The sequence below is a fragment of the Lentzea sp. NPDC058450 genome (assembly GCF_042721395.1).
Classification (GTDB): domain Bacteria; phylum Actinomycetota; class Actinomycetes; order Mycobacteriales; family Pseudonocardiaceae; genus Lentzea.
Genome location: NZ_JBHXLO010000006.1, coordinates 299,863 through 320,673 on the forward strand (window position 1 = coordinate 299,863; position 20,811 = coordinate 320,673).

Below are 20,811 nucleotides of genomic sequence, written 5' to 3' on the forward strand. Positions count from 1 at the left end.
CTACTTTCCGGAAGTTGGCGCTAACTGCAAGATGGTGTCCATCGAGAGCTTCGAAGGGGATCATCATCATGCGAGTCATCACGCAGAAGACCGTTGGCGACGCGTCCGTGCTGGAGGTCGCGGAGGTGGCGACGCCGGTGGCCGGACCTGGTCAGGTGCTGGTCAAGGTGGGTGCGGCGGGCGTGAACCCGGTCGACACCTACATCCGCTCCGGCGGGTTCCCCGCGCTGGGCGAGCCGCCGTTCACGCTGGGCTGGGACGTGGCGGGCACCGTCGAGCAGGACGCCGAGGGGTTCCGGGCCGGTGACGAGGTCTACGGCCTGCTCACGTTCCCGGGCACCGGCGGTGGCTACGCCGAGTACGCCGTGCTGAACGCCGCCGACGTGGTGCGCCGTCCGTCGTGGCTGACCGTCGAGCAGGCGGGCGCGACGCCGATGGTGGCGCTGACGGCCTGGCAGGCGCTCGTCGGCCGGGGTGGCGTTTCCGCTGGTCAGCGCGTGCTGGTGCACGCGGCGGCCGGGGGCGTCGGGCACGTGGCGGTGCAGATCGCCAAGGCGCGCGGCGCGTACGTGATCGGCACGGCGTCGGCCGGCAAGCACGACTTCCTGCGCTCGCTGGGCGTGGACGAGGTCATCGACTACCGCACCCAGGACTTCACCGAGATCGAGCCCGTCGACGTCGTGCTGGACACGATCGGGGGAGAGTACGCCGAGCGGTCCGCGCGCGTCCTGAAGCAGGGCGGCGTGCTGGTGTCGATCATTCCCGGCAACCCGGGTTTTGACGTTGACCGAGCTTCCGCGCTCGGCATCCGGTTCGAGTTGTTCATGGGAGTGGCCGCTTCCGGCGCCGATCTGGCCGCGTTGCCGCAGCTCAAGGTGCAGATCGAGCACACAGTGCCGCTGGCGGAGGCCGCGAAGGCGCACGAGCTCGTCTCTTCGGGCCGGACGACGGGCAAGGTCGTCCTGGTGCCGTGACCACTCGTTAACCGTGCGTTGACCATGTACACCGATCGTGTGCGAAACATCCACACGATCGGGGAGTGCTCATGGCACGGTGGAGTCCACTTGCGTTAGTCATCGCTCTGTTGGCGGCGGTCGGCCTGTACGGGTCGACCGCCGCTGTCGCAGCCGCACCGCTCACGGTCGCCCAGGCGATCGCCCAGCAGGGGAGCACCGCGACGGTGTCGGGGTACGTCGTCGGTCAGCCGACGGCGACGAACACCGTCGTGACGTCGAACTACCCGAACGACTACGCGCTGGCGCTCGCGGACTCGGCGTCCGAGACCAGCACCTCGCGGATGCTCTACGTGCAGATCACCACGTCGTTCCGCACGCAGTGGGGCCTGAGGACGAACCCGTCGCTCAAGGGCCGCAAGATCGACGTGACCGGTCCGCTCGGCGCGTACTTCTCGCACGCCGGCCTGACCTCGCCGACGGCGTTCGCGTTCTCCGGCACGACGCCGCCGACCAGCACCACGACCACGCCTCCGACGACGACCACCACCACGTCCGGTCCGTCGAACTGCGAGACCTACTACGCCTCTGCCTGCGGCAAGACGGGCGCGGCGCTGAAGTCGTCGTTGAACTCGATCATCCGCAACCAGACCAAGCTCAGCTACGACGCGGTCTGGGAGGCGCTGAAGGTCACCGACCAGGACCCGGGCAACTCGTCCAACGTGATCGGGCTCTACAGCGGCAGGTCCATGCCGAAGTCGGACAACGGCGGCGGCGCCGACCAGTGGAACCGCGAGCACGTCTGGGCCAAGTCCCACGGTGACTTCGGCACGGCCACCGGTCCTGGCACCGACGTGCACCACCTGCGCGCGGAGGACGTCTCGGTGAACTCCGCCCGCGGCAACCTGGACTTCGACCTCGGTGGTTCGGCCGTGGCCCAGGCGCCGGGCAGCCTCGCCGACGGCGACTCGTTCGAGCCGCGCAACGCCGTGAAGGGCGACGTCGCGCGGATGATCTTCTACATGGCCGTGCGCTACGAGGGCAACGACGGCTACGTGAACCTGGAGGTCAACAACTCGGTGGCCAACGGCTCGGCGCCCTACATCGGCAAGCTTTCGGTGCTGAAGCAGTGGAACCAGCAGGACCCGCCGGACGCGAACGAGCGCAACCGCAACCAGCTGATCTTCGACCGGTTCCAGAAGAACCGGAACCCGTTCATCGACCACCCGGAGTGGGTCGGCTCTATCTGGCCGTGAGTCGCTCGAGGAAGGGGCGTTGCGCGGAGACGATCTTCGCGCTCGCCTCTTCCACGCTGAACCACTCGACCCGGTCGACTTCCGGGAACGTCTTCTTCTGCCCCGACTTCGGCGGCCACTCCATCTCGAACGTGCCGGGCGTGACCGCCTCGGGGTCCAGGTCGCCTTCGAGCGCCCACACCGTGATGACCTTGCCGGAGCCCTTGGCCTCGCCGAGCGGGATCAGCTCGCCGTCCGGCACCGGCAGGCCGAGCTCCTCCTCGAACTCCCTGCGCGCGGCCGCCTCGGGCGTCTCGTCGTCGGTGTACTCGCCCTTCGGCACGGACCACGCGCCGGCGTCCTTGCGGGCCCAGAACGGGCCGCCCATGTGCCCGAGCAGCACCTCGAGCTGGGTCGTGTTTCTGAACAGCAGGATTCCGGCCGACCGTTTCATACTGTCCAGCATGGCGGACTGGGTCCTGCACGTGGACCTCGACCAGTTCATCGCGGCGGTCGAGGTGCTGCGCGACCCCTCGTTGCGTGGCAAGCCCGTGGTGGTGGGCGGCAACGGTGACCCGACCGAACGCGCGGTCGTGGCCACGGCGTCCTACGAGGCGCGGGAGTTCGGCGTGCGGTCGGGCCTGCCGCTGCGCACGGCGTTCAAGAAGCTCCCGGACGCCGTCTACCTCCCCGTGGACCACGCCCTGTACGAGGCGGCGTCGGCGGACGTCATGGCCGTGCTGCGGTCGTTCCCCGTGGTCGTCGAGGTGATGGGGTGGGACGAGGCGTTCGTCGGCGTGACGGTGGACGACCCCGTGGCGTTCGCGCGGTCGCTGCAGGAGTCGGTGCTGGCGGCGACCGGGCTGCACTGCTCGGTCGGCATCGGCGACAACAAGCTGCGCGCCAAGATCGCGACCGAGTTCGGCAAGCCCGCCGGGGTGTTCGAGCTGACCAGGGCGAACTGGGTCGAGGTGATGGGGCACCGGCCGACGTCCGCGCTGTGGGGGATCGGCGCGAAGACGTCGAAGAAGCTCGCCGAGCTGGGCCTGGAGACCGTGACGGACCTGGCGGCGGCGTCCCCGGACGTCCTGGCCGCGCGGTTCGGACCGCGGATGGGCCCGTACTTCCGGACCGTCGCGCTCGGTGCGGGTGACACGGTCGTGAGCTCGACGCCGTGGGTCGTGAAGTCCCGTTCGCACGAGAAGACGTTCCAGCAGGACCTCTCGGCGTTGGAGGACATCCGGCGCGAGGTCGTGGCGCTGGCGCACCAGGTGGCTCTCGACGTCGTGGCCGAGGGACGCCCGGTCGTGCGGGTGGGCGTGAAGGTGCGGTTCGTGCCGTTCTTCACCAAGGTGCGGCTGATGAAGCTGCCCGCGCCGACCTCCTCCGCCGACGAGCTGGCGGCCGCAGCCCTGGTCGTCCTCGACCGCTTCGAACACGGCCGGGCGGTACGCCTTCTGGGGGTGCGCGCGGAATTCTCTGACGATGATGTCGAACCGAAGTCTTCTTCTTCGACGTACTAGTAAGTAGAGGATTCACCGCTAGGAGAAGAAGATGACCGACTCACTGACTCACCGCGACCGCGCCGTTCTCAGAGCCGTCGCGGACGGCCGTTGCGAGATCGCCGGAACCGCCCTGCTCGTCGACGGACTGTGCTGCGCCGACCAGTTCGCGGGCCTCCGCCTGCGCACCGCGGGCCTGATCAGCACCCGTCCCGGCCCCGCCGCGCTGACCGACGCGGGCTACGACGTGCTCGCCGCCTGACCTTTGCGGAACACCGACATCAGGTACTTGTTCGAGAACCTGTAAACACCGTCCTCGGTTCGGTACGGCTCGGCCGCGACCTTGATTTTCCGCGCGACTTCCTCCTCACCCTCCCTTTCGATGATGCGCTGATAGCTGCCCACGCTCAGGAAGCTGCGCAGCATCGTGGCCTCGTCGGGATGGTGCTGCGGAATGTCGATCGTGATTCTCTCCTGTGCCTCGGGCAACTTCGCGCGCGTGCGGCCGCTGTCCCCGCGCACGGCACGTCCGACCACGAGCAGATCGCTTGGCAGCTCGGGATGCCACTCGCACACGACCACGTAGTCCCCGCTGACCCTGACCGCCTCGGCGAACGCCTCGTCGGGATCCTTCGCGAAGAACAGCGCGTTGAACGCCGTGACGACGTCGAAGGTGTTGTCCTGCCAGGGAAGCGGGCCGAGCGCGAGCTCGACGAACGTCGCGGTGCTCGCCTGCCGGGCCAGCGCGATCATGGCCGGCGAGATGTCGATGCCGGTCGCCGTCGCGCCTGCTTCCGTTGCGGCGGCACAGAACTCGCCGCTACCGCACGCGAGGTCGAGCACACTCGTGCCGCGCGAGATGCCGGTGTGTTCGATCGCGGTCTTCCAGGCGGGCATGGACATCGGCGCGCCCAGCGCCGCTCGTTGCGCGGCTTTGCGGCCCCACAACTCGCCTTCCAGCTCCTGCGCGGACTTCTGCTCGGTCATGGAGCCGACCTTAGGTGATCCACTCGCGTGCCCGCCGAAATCCGGTGGCGGTCGCGCGGATCATGGAAGGCATGAGCGTTCTGGCGCGGGTGCTGCGGTCGGTGGGTGGCGAAGAGGTGCTGGACCGTCTTTCCGGCCTGTCCGGCAGCGACCTCACGACCCTGCTGCTCGCGCTGGCCCGGCGGCGGGCCGGTTCGCGGTCGGGGCCGGACGTGTTGCGGCAGTACCGTTCCGACCGCTTCGTCGCGCCGGCCGAGGTGCCGTTCGCCGTGCTGCGCAAGGCGGAGGACCAGCTGCTGGCCGCGCTGCCGCCGTCGTTCTCGGTGCTGGGCCTCGCCCCGCTGGCGCCGCTCGGCACGTGCTCCGCGGTGGCCGAGATGGACCAGAACAACGTCGTGTCGACCGTGCGCGGCACCGAGGTAGCGGCCGACCCGACCAACGCCCTCGCGCTGGAAGCCGCACTGCGACGGCAAACCGGCACGGACGACGTGCGGCTCGCGGCGGTGCAACGGGTGGTCCGCGCGCAACTCTTCAACGGTGCCGGGAGGTTCGCGCACTTCACGTTGTTCGCCGCGGTGTCCGCCGGCCGTGACCGCGGCTCGCTGGCGTTCGAACGCGAGCACTTCGCCGAGCACGTCGAGTACCTCCGTGTTGCCTGCGGTGACGTGGAATTCCGCGTGACGGTGCTGGATCCGCGGTTCGAGGTGGTGCGAGGTTCGTTGCCTGCCGATCCTTCCCGGCGGACCGGGTACTACAAAGGCTTGTGCTTCAAGGTGTTCCGCGACGGAGTGGAGATCGGCGACGGCGGGTTCGTCGACTGGACCCAGCGCCTGACGGGCAACTGCAAGGAGCGCCTGCTGATCAGCGGCGTGGGCGTTGACCGCTTCGCCACGCTCTGATTCCATGTCATATCAACAGGTTCTCCGTGCGCTTGTCCTTGAATTGGCTCTTTTCTGTCTACTGGATGGCGCACCTCTGGCGGTGTCTCGATCAACTTGCCGGAATTAGGCTCAGGTGTGGCCTTGTCGGGTCGGGGACCTTGCCGGGAGGGCGACGATGGCGGCGGAGCTCACGTGGAAACGCAGTACGTACAGCGGTACTTCCAGCAATGACTGCGTCGAGTTCGCAAGTGACGGTCGTGCCATCTGGCTGAGGGACTCGAAGGACCATGACGGTGAGCGCCTGAAGGTCTCGCCGGCGGGCTGGTACGCGTTCCTCCTCTTCGCTCGTTCGTGAGTTCGCCGAACGGGTGACGTCGTCCACCCGGACGGAGTCCGCGAGTTGATCTGCGTGGCTGCTTTCTGCATCCTTTCCGTCTGAAAGTGGTCAAATGGGGGTCAACCATTGTGGAGCCCCTCCAATTGAGGGTTACCATTCTGCTACGTAGCAGATTGAGGAGTGGCGTTGCCTGGCAAGGAAAGTCCCGTGGTGCTGCAGAAGCGCCTGCTCAACGAGTTGAAGCAGACGCGGGACGAGCTCGGCCTCAGTCAGCAGGTTGTTGCCGACGCGATGGACTGGTCTGTTTCGAAACTGATCAGGATCGAAAAGGGGGAGAACAAGATCTCCGTCACTGACGTGCAGGCGCTCCTGTTCCACTACGGGGTGCGTGACGACGGGCGGGTCGCCGAACTGGTGAGCATGGCCAGGGCGATCCGGCAGTCGAAGTCGGCGTGGATGGAGAAGTACCGGGGCTCGTTCACCGAGCAGTTCGCGAAGTTCGTCGAGCTGGAGACCGCCGCCGTCCGCATCCGGCAGAGCCAGCTCAACGTGGTTTCCGGACTGTTGCAGACTCCGGACTACGCGCACGCACTGGTCAAGAGCTACGGAAACCCGGATCCGGTTGTCGAACGAGGCGTCGAGATCCGCATGCACCGCCAGTCGGTGCTGGACCCGGATGGTCCGGAGATCGCGATCATCCTGGATGAGTCCGTGCTGCACCGGGTGATCGGCAACGAGGGCATCCTCCGCCGCCAACTGGTGCGGATCAGGGAGGTCGCGGCGCTGGACCACGTGACCGTCCAGATCCTGCCCTTCTCCGCCGGCATCCACCCGGCGATGAAGGGCTCGTTCTCGATCCTGGAGTTCTCCGAAGGGGAGGAGGACTTCGCTCTGCTGCTCGAACATCCCGGCCGTGACGAGCTGTTGACGTCCGGACCGGAGCTCAAGGAGTTCCTGAACTACTTCATCCAGCTGGAGGGCTTCGCGCTGCCGGCGGAGAAGACGCCTGACGTGATCGACCGACGACTCAAGGAGCTAGGAGGGGCCTGAATCGCAATGGCCGGGCGGGTGGCTGCGCCAACAGCCACCCGTCCGATGGCAACCCACAACCGAACCCCAGTCCAATGAGGCGAGGCAATGTCGCCGTAGGCAAGCCTATGACGTTCGACCCCTGATGAGTGCCGCCATCCAGGTCCCGTTCGGGTGATTGCTCCTCGCCACACCGGTCTTCGCCGACCGGCGCGCGACCACACCCGCAGGAGGCGCACCATGTGCAGTGACACCAGAAATCGCACCCACCCCCTCGTTGTCCATCACGGGAGAGGTCGCTGCGATGGCCATATTCGTTAGCTACAGCAGTAGCGATGGAGGCCCGGCCGCCTCCGCGGTGGTGGGGGCGTTGCGCTCTCGCGGGTTCGACGTGCTGTGGGACGGCGATCTCACGATCATCCATCCACTGTCCATTCAGGCCTGGATGGAGACCGCGGTCCGGGATCGAACGGTCCTCGTGATCGTGTCGGACGACTACCTGAAGGCGTTGCTGTCGAACGACTTCCTCGAGCGCAGGGGAGTGCGCTACGAGGTGGACCTGGTGCGGCAGAAGATCTACCACCACGGCGGCGCGAACGGCTGCGCCGTGGTGCCGGTGGTGCCGCCCGACGTCGAAGCGAACGCGCTGCCGTCCGTCCTGCAACAGCTGGTGATCCACCGGTTCGATCCCAGCACGCTGTACGGCGAGGAGGAACTGGTGCGCAGTCTCGGCGCGCTCGAAGTCGTGGCGAACGGGGGTGAAGTCGTGCAAGTCGAACAGGGGGTGCACCGAAGTCGCGTGATGCTGGCGGCTCTGGAGGCGAAGCCGCCGTCGTCCGAGCTGGCCTACCGGCTCGCGCACGACCTGGTGGAGCAGGGGGAGGGCGATCTCGAACTCGCCAGGGCGTTCGACTCGGTCGTCGCCGTCGCCAAGGCGCACGGGGACGTCCCGCTGGTCAGCAGGCTGTCGCAGGTGTGCCTGAAGACGCTCTCGTCGACGCTGCCGTTGAAGGGGGAGGGCGCCCTGATGGCGAAGGTCCTCGTCTCCGGCAAGGCGTGGCACCTGTTGCGGGAGCACAGGTTCAGTCAGGCGGCGTCCGTGGCCGAGGAAGGTACGCAGATCGCGAAGAAGTACCGCGACCTGACCACGGCCGCCCGCGGCCAGCGCGCCCACGCCCGCGTCTTCCTGCACATGGCGATGGAGGCGATGCCGTACGACCGCGATTTCTACCTGCGCAACTGCGAGCACCTGCTGATCCTCGCGACGACGCTCTACCGCTCCATCTGCGGACCCACCAGCGAGGAGGTCGGGGTGTGCGCCTCGCTGCACGCGGAGAAGCAGCTGCTGCTGTACGAGATGATCGGCGAACGCGACCTGCTCGCCGCCGCCTGGGAGAGCGCGGGCATAGCGGAGGGCCTCCTGACCCCGGGCACCGAGCCGTACCACTGGCTCACCGTCCTGCAGGCACGCCTGTGCCTCGCGGCGCGGAAGTACAACGAGGGCAAGGAGTTCGTCACCAGCGTCATCGCCACCGCGGACTACCCCGAGGTGGTGGCCAGGTCCCTCCAGGTCCGCGCCGACCTTTTTCTGGCCACCCGCGAGAAACCGGAGGCGCTGCGCGACCTCCTCGTTGCCGAGGCGCAGTTCAGAACGCTGGGCTGCGACTACGCGGCCGCCACCTGCTGGTGGACGATCGCGAGGATCGACTCGACCAAGCTCGTCGGCTTCCGCCTCAGCACGGCCGACGTGCAACGGCTGGAAGACCTCGCGCCCGACCCGCGCGACCGCCGCCTGGCCGTGCTCGCCCACGAACTCCGCGCGGCGAAACGCCTGGGCAGGCGCTGCGTGCCCGACTGGGCCTGCCTGGTCGACCGAGTGCAACACGCATGACCCCGGCGGCGCGGCCGTTGCGCGACGGCCGCGTCCGGGGTCCGGTGTTCTGGTGATCAGCGGTCGGCGTAGCGCTTGGCCAGTTCCTCTTCCCTCTCCGCGGGCCACGGGCAGTGGATCTCGCCCTGCGTGGCCGCGAAGAACAGCTCCAGGTGCACGTGCCACGCCGCGAGCGCCTCGGGGCCGTGCGCGTTCTCCTGCGTCAGCGTCACCGTGGTGCCCTGCAACGGGACGTGGTCGAACTCCCAGCGCACCTTGCCCTGCGGCTCGCCTTCCCGCAGCCACTCGTACTCCAGCACGCGCGGCGCCTCCGCCGTGACGACTTCGCCCGGCGTGAGGCCGGGGTGCGCGGCTCGGACGGGCACGCCGTCCTCGGTGCCTTCGGTGAGGAGTTGCCAGACGTCGTCCAGCGGCGCCCACACCAGGTCCCGCACGAAGCGCACACCCTCGGGTTCGTCGGTGCCCTCGTCGAGCCCGAACTCCCTGATGTAGTGCTCGATGCGGGAGAGCCACTCAGTCGGTGGCTCGAACTCGGTGCCGTCGGCGTGGGCCACCAGGGCGTCGAGGCAGGTGATCCAGCCCGGGACGTCGCGGCCCACCGAGAGCTTGCTGCTCACGACGGCGGTGAAGACCAGCAGGCAGCCCTCGTCGCGCGGCAGGATCTCGAAGCGCAGCACATCGCCCGCCCAGCGGAAGGCGAACACCTTCGGCGGGTCGGATTCCAGCAGTTCGCCCTCGCCGCCGTCGGCGTCCACCGGGGCCGCGTCGGGGAACGTGAAGCGCAGCTTCCTGCCTTCGATCTCGACCTCGGCGGGGAACCAGTGCTTCATCTCGGCGGGTTCGGTGACGACCCGCCAGACCTTCTCCGGCGAGTGCCGCAGCGCGCGCTCGAAGCGCAGCACGGGCTTGCCTTCGATCATCTGCAGTTCGGCGTCCACGGGTCAGTCCCCTTCGATCTCGTCGAGTCGGCGTTCCAGTGCGTCCAGGCTCTTTTCCCACATCCGCCGGTACGGCGCGAGCCAGGAGTCGATCTCCGCCAGCGGCCCCGGCGACACCCGGTAGAAGCGCTTCTGCGCGTCCACGCGCACCTCGACCAGGCCCGCCTCCCGCAACACCTTGAGGTGCTTCGAGACGGTCGGCTGGGTGAGGGTCAGCCGACCGACGAGGTCACCGACCGGCCGCTCGCGTTCGCGCAGCAGGTCGAGGATCTCCCGGCGGCTCGGATCCGCCAGCACAGCGAATGTAGATGCCATGTTGGCAATATAGCTACAGCGGCATATAAGCGCCAAGTCATACCAAGGGTCGGGAAACGGCGTCCACTTTCTGGGCGGCCCCGACTACCGTGCGGTTCATGCACCGCACCCTCCCCGTGGCCAGTTCTCCGGTGCGCGACCTGCTCGCGCTGACGTCCCGCCCCGAGGTGATCTCCTTCGCCGGTGGGCTTCCCGCCCCCGAACTGTTCGACCTGGACGGTGTGCGTGCCGCCTACGACCTCGCCCTGCGTGACCGGTCCGTGCTGCAATACGCGCCCACGGAAGGAAATCCGGCACTTCGCGCGCTCATCTCCGCCCGTCTGACGGGCCGCGGCCTGCCCACCCCGGACGTCCTGATCACCACCGGCTCCCAGCAGGCTCTGGCCCTCGTGGCCACCGCGATGCTCGGCCCCGGCGCCGTGGTGGCGGTCGAGGAACCGACGTACCTCGCCGCGCTCCAGTGCTTCCAGATGACCGGTGCCCGCGTCGTGCCCGTCGCGAGTGACGCGGACGGACTGGTTCCGTCCTCTCTGCGCGAGGTCGTGGCGGCGGAGAAGCCCGCATTGCTCTACCTGGTGCCGACTTTCGCGAACCCGACCGGCCGCACGCTCACCGCGGCGCGCCGTGCGGAGATCGCCGACATCGCCGCCGCGCGCGACCTGTGGATCGTGGAGGACGACCCCTACGGCGAACTCCGCTACCGCGGCTCCGCCGTGCCCGCGCTCGCATCGATCAGCGACACGACCATCTACCTGGGCAGCTTCTCGAAGGTCGGCGCGCCCGGCATGCGCCTGGGCTGGCTGCGTGCGCCCGCCGACCTGCTGCGCACGCTGACGATCGTCAAGCAGGCCGCCGACCTCCACACGTCCACAGTGGACCAGGCCGCCGCGGCCTCGTACCTGGCGCACAACGACCTCGACGCCCACATCACCCGTCTGCGCGCCGAGTACGGTCTGCGCCGGGACGCGATGATCGCCGCACTGCCGTCCGCCGTGCCCGACGGCACGACGTGGAGCGATCCGGACGGTGGCATGTTCGTGTGGCTGCGACTGCCCGGCGACGTGGACAGCGCCGTGCTGCTGAAGGAAGCGCTACGGCACGACGTCGCGTTCGTGCCCGGTGCGCCGTTCTTCGCGACGACGCCGGACCACTCCACGCTGCGGATGTCGTTCACCTCCAACACGGTGGACGAGATCGCGGAAGGCATGGCGCGCCTCGCGAAGGTGCTCGGGTGAGCCTGCTCGACGACGAGGCGCTGTGGGGCTCGTCGGTCGTCGCGAACTGCGCGATGAACCGCGAACGCGGCCTGGCGAGCTACGGCCGTGAGCTCGGGGTGGAGCTGCCGCCGGCGTCCGGGGTGTGGGTGGATCTGTGCTGTGGCAGCGGAAAGGCGCTGGCCGAGGCGGCGCGTCCGGACCTGACGATCATCGGGGTGGACCTGGTCGACCGGCACGTGCCCGCGCGGGACGGGCTGAGCTTCGTCGTCGCGCCCGTGGACCAGTGGGCGCCCGCCGGGCCGGTCGACCTGGTGACCTGTGTGCACGGCCTGCACTACGTCGGCGACAAGCTCGGCCTGCTCGAGCGGGTGGCGTCGTGGCTCGCGCCCGGCGGCCGGTTCGCGGCGAACTTCGACGTCGCCGGCGTGCGTCGCCCCGACGGCAGCCCGTTCGGACGCGAGTTGACCACGGCGTTGCGCGACAACGGGTTCACCTACGACAGCCGGCGGCGGCTGGTCGGCTACGAGGGGCCTGGCACGCCGCGGCTGCCGTTCGCCTACCTCGGCGCCGACGACCGGGCCGGCCCCAACTACACGGGCCAGCCCGCGGTCCACTCCTGCTACGAGGCCCTATGACGCCCAGGGGCCGACGCCCGCCACGCGGTCGACGCTGATGCGCGTGACGAACCCTGGCGGCGGGTTGTCCATCGCCGGGAACTTCACGTCCGGGCCGAGGTACGTGTGCGCGAGGCGCTGGAGCAGTTCCGGCGCCCCGCCCTCGGTGATGCGGGCCGTGCCGTAGACGACCAGGTACTCCTGCAGGCCGTGGTCGTTGACGATGGGCGTCTCGATCGAGAGCACGACGCGCCCGTCGTTGCGGATGTTGCGGACCTTCTGGTGCGACGCGAGGTGGCCGGAGACGATCTCGTCGCCGTCGAGCCCCACCCAGACGATGGTGACCTGCGGGGAGCCGTCCGGGCCGAGCGTCACGAGGTGGCCCAGCGCGTTCGACTCCAGCACTGATCTGGCGGATTCGGGGAGCATGGCGGGGACGCTACGCCGGTCCGCTCAGCTGAACAGTTCGAGCGCTTCCTGGTGGTGCTCGCAGCGGCCGCCTCCCGTCGCGATGGTGCAGGGCGACCCCTTCTTGGTCAGCGCGCCGCACTGCAACGCCGGGTCGTGGATGTGGCACAGGCCGTTGGTGCCCGCGGTGATCGGGCAGGGCGTGCCCTTCTTCGTGGGCGCGCCGCACGCCTCACCGCTCAGTTCGCGCGCCTGCCTGGGCTTCGCGGGCTTCTTCGGCTTCGCGCCGGGTTGCTCGACCGTGCGGCCCGTGACCTCCTCGACGCCGCGCACGGCGAGGCGGTCCGCGCGTTCGTTCTCCGGGTGACCCGCGTGGCCCTTGACCCAGTGCCACTCGACGTCGTGCCGGTTGGCGGCCTCTTCCAGGCGGCGCCACAGGTCCGCGTTCTTGACGGGCTCACGGGCCTTCGTGAGCCAGCCGTTGGCCTTCCAGCCGTGCACCCACGACGTGATGCCGTTCCGCACGTAGGTGCTGTCCGTCCAGAGCTTCACGACGGACGGGCGCGTGAGGCTCTCCAACGCCATGATGGGCGCCATCAGTTCCATGCGGTTGTTCGTCGTCGGGCCGATGTCACCGCCGTACATGTCCTTCTCGTGCTCGCCGTAGCGCAGCACGGCACCCCAGCCACCCGGTCCGGGATTGGGGCTGCACGCGCCGTCGGTGTAGATCTCGACCTCCATGCGTGCTGAGGCTACCGACGGCCTCTGACACTCCTGCGCTGACGGTTGTTCGCGATGATGTGGCGGAACATCTCGACGAGCGCCGGCGCGTTGATCGGCTGGTCGCGGTAGACGGAGATCATGCGCGCGGTCTTGTTGCCGTGGCCGCTCGTGATGATGTTGTGCGGGTCCGGCACGATCGCCTTGTCGTACAGCATCACGTTCACGTGGTCCTTGGTGCCGAGCAACGCGCAGATGTTGCCGTCCAGCACGAAGTACGGCCGGTTCGTGAACTTGATGGTCTCCTCGACGTCCGGGTCGGCCTCGTGTACGAGCGCGCGCACCTGGCGGCAGACGTCCTGCTGCCACTCGGGCAACGTTGCGATGTAGTCGTCGATACGAGTGTCCATAGCCCTATGTCGTCGCCTCGCGCCGTTTCTCGACATCCTGCCCGTGCAGGAACACGCGCACCCCTGCTCTGATGTCGTCATCACTCGGTCGTGAGCCTCGGATGCTCGGATCGCCGGTCATCGTGAGCATCATCAGGTGCACCGCGGCGCGCGCCGAGTCCTTGAACCCGAGCCGGGCGAGCTCGTGCGCGAGCGTGGCGCGGACCTTGCGCGGCCCGGTCTCCTGCCACGCCTCGATCGCGTCGTCGGGGATGTGGCCGAGCTCGGCGTTGATCTGCCGGACCAGCGCGAAGTGCGTGGCGTTGCCGAGCTCGGTGCACATGGCCCTGCCGAACGCAGTGAGGTCCTTCTCCAGGTTCGTGACCTTGTGGAAGTGCCGCTCGATGATCGCGATCTGCTCGCGCGCGGCCGCGTCGGCGCTGGCCTGGATGACGTGGCGGAAGAGGTCGGCCTTGTCCGCGAAGTGGTTGTAGAGCGTGCGGGTCGACACCTCGGCCTCCTTCGCGATGGCGTCGATGCTCGCCCGCGAGTAGCCGTCGCGCGCGAACACGTTCAACGCCCCGTGCAGGATCGCCTGCCGCTTGTCCGGTCGCATGGTCCGCAGCTTAGTGCAACGAGCGTTGCACTAAGTACAGCGATCGTTGTACTTTGGCGGCATGCGCATCGCAGTGATCTTGGGAAGCACCCGTCCTGGCCGTCGTTCGGAGGAGGTGGCGCGGTGGGTCATGAACGTCGCCGGCACCCGTGGTGACGCGTCGTTCGACCTCATCGACCTCGCGGAGGTGAACCTGCCGTTGCTCGACGAGCCCGTGCCCGCACTGTTCGGGGAGTACGCGCACGCACACACACGCGAGTGGTCGTCCGTCATCGCGTCGTACGACGGCTTCGTGTTCATCACGCCCGAGTACAACCACTCGTTCTCCGCGGCACTGAAGAACGCGCTCGACTACCTGTACGCGGAGTGGAACGACAAGGCCGCGGGCTTCGTGGGCGTCGGTGGCACGGGCGGGTTGCGTGCCGTGGAACAGCTACGGCTCGTGCTGGCCGAACTGAAGGTGGCGACCGTGCGCACACAGGTCGCGTTCGGGCGTGGGGACCTGCAGGGGGAACCGGAGCACCACGAGACGTTGCACGCGATGCTCGACGAGCTGGTGGCGTGGGCTTCGGCGTTGCGTTCCGTGCGCGCCGTGGCGGCCTAACGCGGCAGCCAGCTCGCGATGTCGGCGATGGCGTCCAGGGTCTCGCCGCTCACCCGGCCGGATGCCGGCTCCGTCTCGGCGATCACGATCGTGGTGCCGTCCGAGCGGGACGCGTAGTGCAGGCCGCTGAAGCTGATGTCGGCCATGTCGAGCAGCGGCGTGGCCAGTGGGATGACGTCCCCGGTGCCGTGGACGTCGATCAGCTTCTTGAACGCGGCGGCGTCGCTCCGGTTCTTGAAACCAACCCACGCTACGGACACGACGGCGACGTTGTTGTTGTCGTCTCCGACAGCGAACAGGGTGCGGTCGAGTGACTTGCAGGGGTTGCGGGCGAGGTGGTCGCGCACTTGGCCGTGGGAGTGCGACACGCACTCAAGCGCCGGTTTGGCCGTGCGTCTCAGCGTGCGCATGTTCAGCTGACGCCAGGCGCCGTCCACATCACCGTTGCGGGCGGACTTCTTGCCATCGGACCTGGCCTTGGCGAGGTTCACGCCCGTCGACTCGATCGCCGCGCCACCGCCGGACAAGCCGCCACCCGCGGCGACCGACAGCGCCAGCGCGCCGGCGACCACCACCACGCCCGCCTTGCTGCCGGGATCCGACCCGCCGCCCGCTCCACCGATTCTTCGCGCCATTCGAGTCCCCTCCTTCGGGGGACGAGGACACCGCACGTGACCAGGTCAGCGTGGTGGAATGGGGTCAAAGCACACGATCGGGTGGCATTTCGACCTTGCCGATCGACCGGGCGACGGCGACCAGATCAGCCTCCCGGCCGTGCCGCGCCACGGCCTGCACCCCGACCGGCAGGCCGTCCGCGTCGAACCCGGCGGGGATGCTGATCGCCGGATGTCCGCTGAGGTTGAACGCCCAGGTCAGTGCGGTGTTGATGCGCTCGCCGGGGCCGTCGTGGCCGTGCGGTGGGCCGGGGGTGGTGGGGGTCAGCAGGACGTCGGCGGTCTCGAACAGCGCGTCCAGCGCCGGGTTCGGGCCGCACCGCCCGGTGAACCAGTCGGCGGCGGGGTCGCGCAGCACGAGGTCGGCCGGACGCGGGTTCAGCGCGGAGGCGGCGCTCCAGGCGATCGACGCCTGCTCGTCGTCCACCTCGGCGAACCCGAGGTCGGTGGACCAGACGGTGGTGGGCGTCGGGGTCTCGGTGATGTCCAGGTAGGTGGCGAGCAGGTCCGGGTCGCGGGTGAAGACGCCGACCGCCGCGCGTTCGGACGACGTGGTCTTCAGCCCGTACACGCCGCACCACGCCGCCGGGATGCGGATCGAGCCGGCGCCGTCCACGCCCGTCGCGAGCGGCACCACGCCCGCCGCCACGGCCACCGCGGATCCCGCGGACGAACCGCCTGGCGTGCGGTCGAGGTTCCACGGATTGCGTGTAAGGCCACGAGAGTTGCGGCCCCACGTCTGCCAGGGGGTGCTGCCATCGGGCGTGGTGGTCAGTCCGATCGGCACACACCCTCTGGCCGTGAGTGCGTCACGGTGGCTTCGCCGTTCGCCGCGTTTCACCGCGATGGGCATGCCCGCGAACGGCAGCGAGGGGTCGACCTCGACACGGGGCTCGCGGAACACCTCGTGGAACGCACACAGCACCGGCTCCACGGCGTCGAGCCGCGCCAACGCCTCCGCCACCCGGTCAGGCATGATCCACCCCGTGAAATGGTCCCGTGCGGTGCACCACCTGACCGAGCTCGCCGAGAAGTGCGGCGGGCTGTCCACCGGCTTCTTCCGGTTCCAGGTGGTCGAGCTGTGGGTCTTCGGCGGCCTGGTCGACGTGCCGCGCGACGTCGACGTCATCCAGGTCGCCCTGGTCACCGACCTGCCGGTCGACGACGTGCCGTGGCTGACCGAACCGGTGGGCGCCGAGCACTGGGCCAACTCGACCAGGCTGTCGCGCAACCCGTTCGATGCACGCTGGCGCTCCCGGGACGCACCGGTGTGGAACCACCGCATCGAACGCCCGGCGCTGGTCTGGAGTGCCGCCGACGGCGTCAACGAGGAGGCGCTCGTCGCCGTCGGCGACGGCACGGCCGAGCTGGTCAGGACCGCCGCGCCGGAGCCGGACGAGCTCAGGAGGCGCGTCGCCGACGAGCTCGACGTGAGCCTGCGGGCGCTGCGCCGCGCGAACCAGGAGTACACCGACCACCGCTGGAGCCCCGGCAAGCTCACCCCGCACTCGGACGCGTTGTGGCGCACGACCACCGGCTACCTGGACCTGCTGGACGTGGTCAACTGATCCCGAAACCGGCACGGACGGGGTGCGGGCCGCGCTAGTTTGCGCGCCGTGCAGAACGTACGCCACGAGCCCGCGTGGCTCTGGGGCCCGGTGGCGCTGGCTCTCCTCTCGCTCTTCACCGTCGCGAAGTACGACCTCCTGGCGCAGTACGGCGCGCACTTCGGGGTCAGCAAGTACTCCTTCGCGACGCTGGGCGTCCCGCTGCTCACGGTGATCGCCGGCGTGTGGCTCACGAGGCACTGGCAATGGCTGCTCCTGGCGGGCACCACCGGGGTCCTGATCGCCTCGGTCGAGTCGCAGGCGCACTTCTTCAGTCTGCGGCCGGGCACGTCGGCCATCATCGACGCGGTGGGCGCCGCCGGGGCGGTGCTGATCGTCCTCGGCGCGCTCGCGGTCACCCGTGACGCCGCGCTGGCCGCGACGGTCGTCGTGGTCCCGTTGCTGGCCACGCTGTTCCTCGGGCTGGACTGGCTGAACAGCAGGATCGTGCCGCCACCCGTCGTGTTCGCGCTGGCGGGACTCGGGGTGCTCGGGGCCGTTCTCGCGGTCCACGCCGTGCGCACCGGCAGAGCTCCGCGATCCGACCGCGTCAGCACGCGGGCGGCGGTCGCGGGAACCTTGGCGGCGTTGCTGCCGCTCGTGCTCCTCGGCACCGGTCTGCTGTTGCTGCCGTACCTGGTGCTGCCGCTCGCCAGGGCGGGAGCGGGCGTCGCGGTGCTGCTCTGCGCGGTGGTGCTGACCCTCGTGCTGGGCAGGGGAGCGTTCCTCGGGACGGCGACCGCCGGTGTCGTCCTGCTCGCCGTCTCCGCCCCGCTCAACTTCGGGCTCTACTTCAGCGCGGGCGGGGTCGTGGTGTCCGCGCCGGCGGCCCTGGTGGGCCTGGCCGCCGGGATCGTCGCCGCGTGGTCCGGCCACGAGGCCGCGGTGGGTGCCGGCGCCTGTGCCGCACTCGCCGCGATCATGGGACTCGTCGTCGACGTCACCGGCCAGTACGTCGACCTGACGCAGCGCGGCCTCGGCGAGCTGATCATCGTGCTCGGCGTGCTCGCCATGACCTGCGCGGTCGCCGCCGCCACTCCCGCGCTCGCGGACCTCCGCGCGCTGCCCGTCGCACTCGTGCCGTTGCTGACCGGCTTCCTGCTGGGGTTCCGCCAGCTGATCCAGCCGTGGCTCGCCTACGAGAAGAGCCCGACCCAGTTCCCCGAGGGGTACTACGTCTCGGTGTGGGTCGTGCTGCTCGTGCTCGCCGCACTGGCCCTGGTCGCGGTCCGATGGGGAGCCCGCGTCGTCAGGCTCCCCGAGCGGCCGGGCTCACCAGCCGCGTGAACGCCACTCCGCGAGCGACGGGCGCTCCTTGCCCAGCGTCGAGTCGTCGCCGTGGCCCGGGTAGAACCAGGTGTCGTCGGGCAGGACGGCGAACAGGCGGTCCTCCACGTCGTTGATGAGCGACGCGAAGTTGTCCGCCGACGTGGTTTTGCCCACACCACCCGGAAAGAGTGAATCTCCGGTGAAGAGGTGCTGGTGGCCGTCCGGGTCGTCGTAGAGGACGGCGATCGAGCCCGGCGTGTGGCCCCGCAGGTGGATGATCGACAGCGGGACTTCTCCCACGTTGATGGTGTCGCCGTGGTCCACGAGGACGTCCGGGGGGACCGGGAGGACCGCCGCGTCCAGTTCGTGGGCCGCGGTGTTCGAGCCGTGCGCTCCGGCCAGGGCGCCCAGTGCCTGCCAGTGATCGGCGTGCTGGTGCGTGGTCACGATCGTGCGCAGCCTCGGGCGCTCCGGGAGGTGGCCCAGCAGGTCGGAGAGACGCTCGTAGTCGTTGGCCGCGTCGATCAGCAACGCTTCGTTCGTGGACCGGCAAACCAGCAGGTAGGCGTTGTTGTCCATCGGGCCGACGGAGATCTTCGTGATGGTCAGCGCGGCCAGCGTGCGGCGGGCGGCGGGGCCGTCTGGATCGACGTGACCGGTGTAGTTCTCGTGTACGTCCACGGTGGCAGACGGTAGTCGCTCGATGCGGCGAGACGCACACCTTCAGGTTGCATACAGGTCTCACTCATAGGGTAAGTAAGGATCAAGCTCCGAGCCCGCAGTACTCCGAACGCATCAACGAACAGGTCCCCGCCTCTCGTGATTCCAGCGCAACGACAGAAGCCCCAGAAGGCCCGCAGGGTCAGCTGGGACGTCCTCCGCGTCGTCGCCATCGGGTGCGTGTTGCTCCACCACGCCACGCTCACGAGCGTCAGCAGCCACCCCGATCTCGGGCCGCTGCCGTTCACGTTTCCGATGTCGATGGGCGCCAGCACGCTGATGGTCGTCTCGGCTTTCTTCGCCTGTGCCTCGCTCAACAGCGGCAAGCCAGGGCAGTTCCTGTGGAGAAGACTCGCCAGACTGCTGCCCGCGTACATGGCGGCGGTGCTGCTCACCTACGCGGTGCAGAGATGGATCGCACCGGAGGGGTGGAGCCAGCTCGACGGCAGGGACGTCGTCTACAACCTGCTGCTGATCAACCAGTGGATGCCGGACGTCAACATCGTCGACTTCGCCTACTGGACGGTGCCGGTGCAGATCGCGGCGTTCATCGCGGGAGCGGTGCTGGTGAAGTTCCTGAGAGGCACGCAGCTGCGCGTCTTCCTGTGGGCGCTCATCGTCACGCCGCTGCTGCTCAGGCCGTTGCTGGACCACTCGCACACGTTGTTCGTCGTCTACAACGGGTTCGCGCTGCACAGGGCGCAGCTGTTCGCCGCCGGCATCGCGATCTGGCTGTGGCACAAGGACCGGCTGAAGACCCCGCACCTCGCCGCGCTCCTCACGGCCACCCTGATCGCGCAGGCGATTCACACGACCGAGTACGGATCGACGCTCGGCTTCGCCGTACTGCTACTGATGGTGTGCGCGGCGGCCGCCGGACCCGACTGGGTGTTCTTCAGCCCGATCGCACGGCCGATCACGTGGCTCGCGGGCATCTCGTACGGGGTCTACCTCGTGCACCAGCAGATCGGCACCGTGGTGATGGACCGCATGCACGCCGTTGGGCTGCGGTCCTGGTGGCTCCTCGCGGGCTTCCTCACCTCGGCGTTCGTGCTCGGCTGGGCGATGACGAAGTTCGTCGAGAAGCCCGCCTACAGGCTGCTCACTCAGATCCAGTCGGGCAGTTCCGGCAGCTCACCGCGCAGGCCCGCACCGTCGGAACGGCCCGTCAGCCACGCCAGGACGGCACTCGCGGACCCGCTCACCGAACTGCGGCTCGCCGGACCGTTCACGGCCCACCTGCGCTGACCGCCGCCGGGCAGGGTCACCTCGATCTCGAACGGATCGACCCTGCCCTCGAACTGCCGCACGGCGTCGTCGAGGAACTCCTCCACGAACGCCGCGGGCAGGTCGTCGAACCCGACGCCAGCGTTCAGGTCGATCAGGTGGATCCAGATCTCCCGCAGCCGGAACAACGGCACGGTGGACGCGAGGATCGTCTGGCCCTTGGGCGCGGTGACCTCCGAACGCCACGCGTGCTGCGGGAACTCGCGGCACGCGACCTCGAACCGCTGGCACGCGGAGTCGAGGTCGGCCTTGATCACCTGCAGCAGCCGGTGCGACCCCTCCTCGATGTCCGCGTCGCGGTCCGCCCGCGAGGCGTAGGCCTGGTGCTCGACCCCGGTGCGCGCCCAGGTGAGCAGGTTCACCAGCGCGTCCGCGTTGCGCGCCAGGTGTGTGATGACGTGTCCGCGGGTCCATCCGGGGAGCAGCGACGCGCCGCGCACGGCGGCCTCGTCCAGCTCCTCGACGACCTCGTAGAGCACGTCCGTCGCCTCGCGCACCGCGGTGATGTGCCGGTCGGGCACACCTCGCGGGGCGGGTACGGACGTCTGCTCAGTGGACGGCGTGTAGGTCATGTGCTGCCTCTCCCCGACGTTGAGGCTTCTGATCGAAGTGACCAGC

General features: G+C 69.0%; 24 protein-coding genes and 2 pseudogenes. 14 read left to right on the forward strand and 12 right to left on the reverse strand.

What is annotated here, in order from left to right:
• Window positions 1-68: 68 nt before the first annotated feature.
• Together ACFWNN_RS13040 and ACFWNN_RS13045 are read left to right on the forward strand one after the other, a co-directional pair.
• Window positions 69-974, forward strand: coding sequence for an NADP-dependent oxidoreductase (locus ACFWNN_RS13040; protein ID WP_382440092.1), 906 nt, complete (start codon window positions 69-71; stop codon window positions 972-974).
• A gap of 110 nt (window positions 975-1,084) precedes the next feature.
• Window positions 1,085-2,209: an endonuclease gene (locus tag ACFWNN_RS13045; RefSeq protein ID WP_382440093.1), complete on the forward strand. Its 1,125-nt coding sequence runs from the start codon at window positions 1,085-1,087 to the stop codon at window positions 2,207-2,209.
• Here the strand turns inward: ACFWNN_RS13045 and ACFWNN_RS13050 are convergent.
• Window positions 2,196-2,642 carry an NUDIX domain-containing protein gene (locus ACFWNN_RS13050; protein WP_382440094.1) on the reverse strand — a complete coding sequence of 149 codons (447 nt, stop codon included), beginning with the start codon at window positions 2,640-2,642 and terminating at the stop codon, window positions 2,196-2,198. The two genes, ACFWNN_RS13045 and ACFWNN_RS13050, sit on opposite strands and share 14 nt — an antisense overlap.
• Before the next feature lie 10 nt (window positions 2,643-2,652).
• On the opposite strand from ACFWNN_RS13050, the gene ACFWNN_RS13055 reads away from it, so the two are divergent.
• A complete protein-coding gene (locus tag ACFWNN_RS13055; RefSeq protein ID WP_382440095.1) occupies window positions 2,653-3,711 on the forward strand; it encodes a DNA polymerase IV in 1,059 nt (352 codons plus the stop codon).
• A gap of 31 nt (window positions 3,712-3,742) precedes the next feature.
• On the forward strand, window positions 3,743-3,952 hold the full coding sequence (locus ACFWNN_RS13060) for a hypothetical protein (RefSeq protein WP_382440096.1): 210 nt from the start codon (window positions 3,743-3,745) through the stop codon (window positions 3,950-3,952).
• Here the strand turns inward: ACFWNN_RS13060 and ACFWNN_RS13065 are convergent.
• Window positions 3,931-4,677: a class I SAM-dependent methyltransferase gene (locus tag ACFWNN_RS13065; RefSeq protein WP_382440097.1), complete on the reverse strand. Its 747-nt coding sequence runs from the start codon at window positions 4,675-4,677 to the stop codon at window positions 3,931-3,933. The two genes, ACFWNN_RS13060 and ACFWNN_RS13065, sit on opposite strands and share 22 nt — an antisense overlap.
• Before the next feature lie 14 nt (window positions 4,678-4,691).
• Here ACFWNN_RS13065 and ACFWNN_RS13070 point away from each other — a divergent pair, with 14 nt between their 5' ends.
• The 4 genes from ACFWNN_RS13070 (at window position 4,692) to ACFWNN_RS13085 (ending at window position 8,815) form a co-directional block, all read left to right on the forward strand.
• Window positions 4,692-5,576: a hypothetical protein gene (locus ACFWNN_RS13070; RefSeq protein ID WP_382440098.1), complete on the forward strand. Its 885-nt coding sequence runs from the start codon at window positions 4,692-4,694 to the stop codon at window positions 5,574-5,576.
• A gap of 157 nt (window positions 5,577-5,733) precedes the next feature.
• On the forward strand, window positions 5,734-5,913 hold the full coding sequence (locus ACFWNN_RS13075) for a DUF397 domain-containing protein (protein WP_382440099.1): 180 nt from the start codon (window positions 5,734-5,736) through the stop codon (window positions 5,911-5,913).
• A gap of 189 nt (window positions 5,914-6,102) precedes the next feature.
• Entirely contained in the window at window positions 6,103-6,945 is an 843-nt protein-coding gene (locus ACFWNN_RS13080) for a helix-turn-helix transcriptional regulator (protein ID WP_382440100.1), read from the forward strand.
• A 283-nt stretch (window positions 6,946-7,228) separates the two neighbouring features.
• Complete coding sequence (locus tag ACFWNN_RS13085) at window positions 7,229-8,815, forward strand: TIR domain-containing protein (RefSeq protein WP_382440101.1); 1,587 nt, start codon at window positions 7,229-7,231, stop codon at window positions 8,813-8,815.
• Window positions 8,816-8,871: 56 nt separating this feature from the next.
• Here ACFWNN_RS13085 and ACFWNN_RS13090 read toward each other — a convergent pair whose 3' ends face one another.
• A complete protein-coding gene (locus ACFWNN_RS13090; protein WP_382440102.1) occupies window positions 8,872-9,753 on the reverse strand; it encodes an SRPBCC domain-containing protein in 882 nt (293 codons plus the stop codon).
• Between the two features lie 3 nt (window positions 9,754-9,756).
• The gene (locus tag ACFWNN_RS13095) at window positions 9,757-10,068 is read right to left on the reverse strand and encodes an ArsR/SmtB family transcription factor (RefSeq protein WP_382440103.1); all 312 of its coding nucleotides are present in this window, start codon (window positions 10,066-10,068) and stop codon (window positions 9,757-9,759) included.
• A gap of 98 nt (window positions 10,069-10,166) precedes the next feature.
• Between ACFWNN_RS13095 and ACFWNN_RS13100 the strand changes: the two genes are divergently transcribed.
• Window positions 10,167-11,303 (forward strand): PLP-dependent aminotransferase family protein, encoded by a 1,137-nt coding sequence (locus tag ACFWNN_RS13100; RefSeq protein ID WP_382440104.1) that lies wholly within the window; start codon window positions 10,167-10,169, stop codon window positions 11,301-11,303.
• Window positions 11,300-11,920 (forward strand): class I SAM-dependent methyltransferase, encoded by a 621-nt coding sequence (locus tag ACFWNN_RS13105; RefSeq protein ID WP_382440105.1) that lies wholly within the window; start codon window positions 11,300-11,302, stop codon window positions 11,918-11,920. Before ACFWNN_RS13100 ends, ACFWNN_RS13105 begins: the two co-directional genes overlap by 4 nt.
• Here the strand turns inward: ACFWNN_RS13105 and ACFWNN_RS13110 are convergent.
• From ACFWNN_RS13110 to ACFWNN_RS13125, 4 genes and pseudogenes are all read right to left on the reverse strand, one after another.
• Window positions 11,915-12,328 (reverse strand): PPOX class F420-dependent oxidoreductase, encoded by a 414-nt coding sequence (locus ACFWNN_RS13110; protein ID WP_382440106.1) that lies wholly within the window; start codon window positions 12,326-12,328, stop codon window positions 11,915-11,917. The genes ACFWNN_RS13105 and ACFWNN_RS13110 overlap by 6 nt on opposite strands.
• 276 nt (window positions 12,329-12,604) lie before the next feature.
• Window positions 12,605-13,048 (reverse strand): annotated as a pseudogene (gene rnhA / locus ACFWNN_RS13115) (ribonuclease HI); the annotation flags it as partial.
• A gap of 11 nt (window positions 13,049-13,059) precedes the next feature.
• Entirely contained in the window at window positions 13,060-13,437 is a 378-nt protein-coding gene (locus ACFWNN_RS13120; RefSeq protein WP_382440107.1) for a DUF1801 domain-containing protein, read from the reverse strand.
• 4 nt (window positions 13,438-13,441) lie between these two features.
• Window positions 13,442-14,032, reverse strand: a complete 591-nt coding sequence (locus tag ACFWNN_RS13125) for a TetR/AcrR family transcriptional regulator (protein ID WP_382440108.1) — start codon at window positions 14,030-14,032, stop codon at window positions 13,442-13,444.
• Window positions 14,033-14,093: 61 nt separating this feature from the next.
• Between ACFWNN_RS13125 and ACFWNN_RS13130 the strand changes: the two genes are divergently transcribed.
• The gene (locus tag ACFWNN_RS13130) at window positions 14,094-14,636 is read left to right on the forward strand and encodes an NADPH-dependent FMN reductase (RefSeq protein ID WP_382440109.1); all 543 of its coding nucleotides are present in this window, start codon (window positions 14,094-14,096) and stop codon (window positions 14,634-14,636) included.
• On the opposite strand, the gene ACFWNN_RS13135 is transcribed toward ACFWNN_RS13130, so the two are convergent.
• On the reverse strand, window positions 14,633-15,271 hold the full coding sequence (locus tag ACFWNN_RS13135; RefSeq protein ID WP_382440110.1) for a hypothetical protein: 639 nt from the start codon (window positions 15,269-15,271) through the stop codon (window positions 14,633-14,635). The two genes, ACFWNN_RS13130 and ACFWNN_RS13135, sit on opposite strands and share 4 nt — an antisense overlap.
• A gap of 64 nt (window positions 15,272-15,335) precedes the next feature.
• A complete protein-coding gene (locus ACFWNN_RS13140; RefSeq protein ID WP_382440111.1) occupies window positions 15,336-16,286 on the reverse strand; it encodes an amidase family protein in 951 nt (316 codons plus the stop codon).
• A gap of 10 nt (window positions 16,287-16,296) precedes the next feature.
• Here ACFWNN_RS13140 and ACFWNN_RS13145 point away from each other — a divergent pair, with 10 nt between their 5' ends.
• Together ACFWNN_RS13145 and ACFWNN_RS13150 are read left to right on the forward strand one after the other, a co-directional pair.
• A complete protein-coding gene (locus tag ACFWNN_RS13145) occupies window positions 16,297-16,878 on the forward strand; it encodes a hypothetical protein (RefSeq protein WP_382440112.1) in 582 nt (193 codons plus the stop codon).
• Window positions 16,879-16,926: 48 nt separating this feature from the next.
• Window positions 16,927-18,204 (forward strand): hypothetical protein, encoded by a 1,278-nt coding sequence (locus ACFWNN_RS13150; protein ID WP_382440113.1) that lies wholly within the window; start codon window positions 16,927-16,929, stop codon window positions 18,202-18,204.
• On the opposite strand, the gene ACFWNN_RS13155 is transcribed toward ACFWNN_RS13150, so the two are convergent.
• Window positions 18,190-18,867: an MBL fold metallo-hydrolase gene (locus tag ACFWNN_RS13155; protein ID WP_382440114.1), complete on the reverse strand. Its 678-nt coding sequence runs from the start codon at window positions 18,865-18,867 to the stop codon at window positions 18,190-18,192. The two genes, ACFWNN_RS13150 and ACFWNN_RS13155, sit on opposite strands and share 15 nt — an antisense overlap.
• A gap of 138 nt (window positions 18,868-19,005) precedes the next feature.
• Between ACFWNN_RS13155 and ACFWNN_RS13160 the strand changes: the two are divergent.
• Window positions 19,006-19,965: pseudogene (locus ACFWNN_RS13160) on the forward strand (acyltransferase family protein); the annotation flags it as partial.
• 47 nt (window positions 19,966-20,012) lie between these two features.
• Here ACFWNN_RS13160 and ACFWNN_RS13165 read toward each other — a convergent pair.
• On the reverse strand, window positions 20,013-20,765 hold the full coding sequence (locus ACFWNN_RS13165) for a maleylpyruvate isomerase family mycothiol-dependent enzyme (protein WP_382440115.1): 753 nt from the start codon (window positions 20,763-20,765) through the stop codon (window positions 20,013-20,015).
• Window positions 20,766-20,811 lie beyond the last annotated feature (46 nt).

Excerpts from the sequence above, each read along its gene's own strand:
- ACFWNN_RS13095 (WP_382440103.1), bottom strand. The coding sequence starts at position 10,068 with ATGGCATCTACATTCGCTGTGCTGGCGGATCCGAGCCGCCGGGAGATC.
- ACFWNN_RS13165 (WP_382440115.1), bottom strand. The coding sequence starts at position 20,765 with ATGACCTACACGCCGTCCACTGAGCAGACGTCCGTACCCGCCCCGCGA.
- ACFWNN_RS13140 (WP_382440111.1), bottom strand. The coding sequence starts at position 16,286 with ATGCCTGACCGGGTGGCGGAGGCGTTGGCGCGGCTCGACGCCGTGGAG.
- ACFWNN_RS13055 (WP_382440095.1), top strand. The coding sequence starts at position 2,653 with ATGGCGGACTGGGTCCTGCACGTGGACCTCGACCAGTTCATCGCGGCG.
- ACFWNN_RS13130 (WP_382440109.1), top strand. The coding sequence starts at position 14,094 with ATGCGCATCGCAGTGATCTTGGGAAGCACCCGTCCTGGCCGTCGTTCG.
- ACFWNN_RS13100 (WP_382440104.1), top strand. The coding sequence starts at position 10,167 with ATGCACCGCACCCTCCCCGTGGCCAGTTCTCCGGTGCGCGACCTGCTC.
- ACFWNN_RS13125 (WP_382440108.1), bottom strand. The coding sequence starts at position 14,032 with ATGCGACCGGACAAGCGGCAGGCGATCCTGCACGGGGCGTTGAACGTG.
- ACFWNN_RS13060 (WP_382440096.1), top strand. The coding sequence starts at position 3,743 with ATGACCGACTCACTGACTCACCGCGACCGCGCCGTTCTCAGAGCCGTC.
- ACFWNN_RS13075 (WP_382440099.1), top strand. The coding sequence starts at position 5,734 with ATGGCGGCGGAGCTCACGTGGAAACGCAGTACGTACAGCGGTACTTCC.
- ACFWNN_RS13085 (WP_382440101.1), top strand. The coding sequence starts at position 7,229 with ATGGCCATATTCGTTAGCTACAGCAGTAGCGATGGAGGCCCGGCCGCC.
- ACFWNN_RS13040 (WP_382440092.1), top strand. The coding sequence starts at position 69 with ATGCGAGTCATCACGCAGAAGACCGTTGGCGACGCGTCCGTGCTGGAG.
- ACFWNN_RS13065 (WP_382440097.1), bottom strand. The coding sequence starts at position 4,677 with ATGACCGAGCAGAAGTCCGCGCAGGAGCTGGAAGGCGAGTTGTGGGGC.
- ACFWNN_RS13135 (WP_382440110.1), bottom strand. The coding sequence starts at position 15,271 with ATGGCGCGAAGAATCGGTGGAGCGGGCGGCGGGTCGGATCCCGGCAGC.
- ACFWNN_RS13120 (WP_382440107.1), bottom strand. The coding sequence starts at position 13,437 with ATGGACACTCGTATCGACGACTACATCGCAACGTTGCCCGAGTGGCAG.
- ACFWNN_RS13110 (WP_382440106.1), bottom strand. The coding sequence starts at position 12,328 with ATGCTCCCCGAATCCGCCAGATCAGTGCTGGAGTCGAACGCGCTGGGC.
- ACFWNN_RS13050 (WP_382440094.1), bottom strand. The coding sequence starts at position 2,642 with ATGAAACGGTCGGCCGGAATCCTGCTGTTCAGAAACACGACCCAGCTC.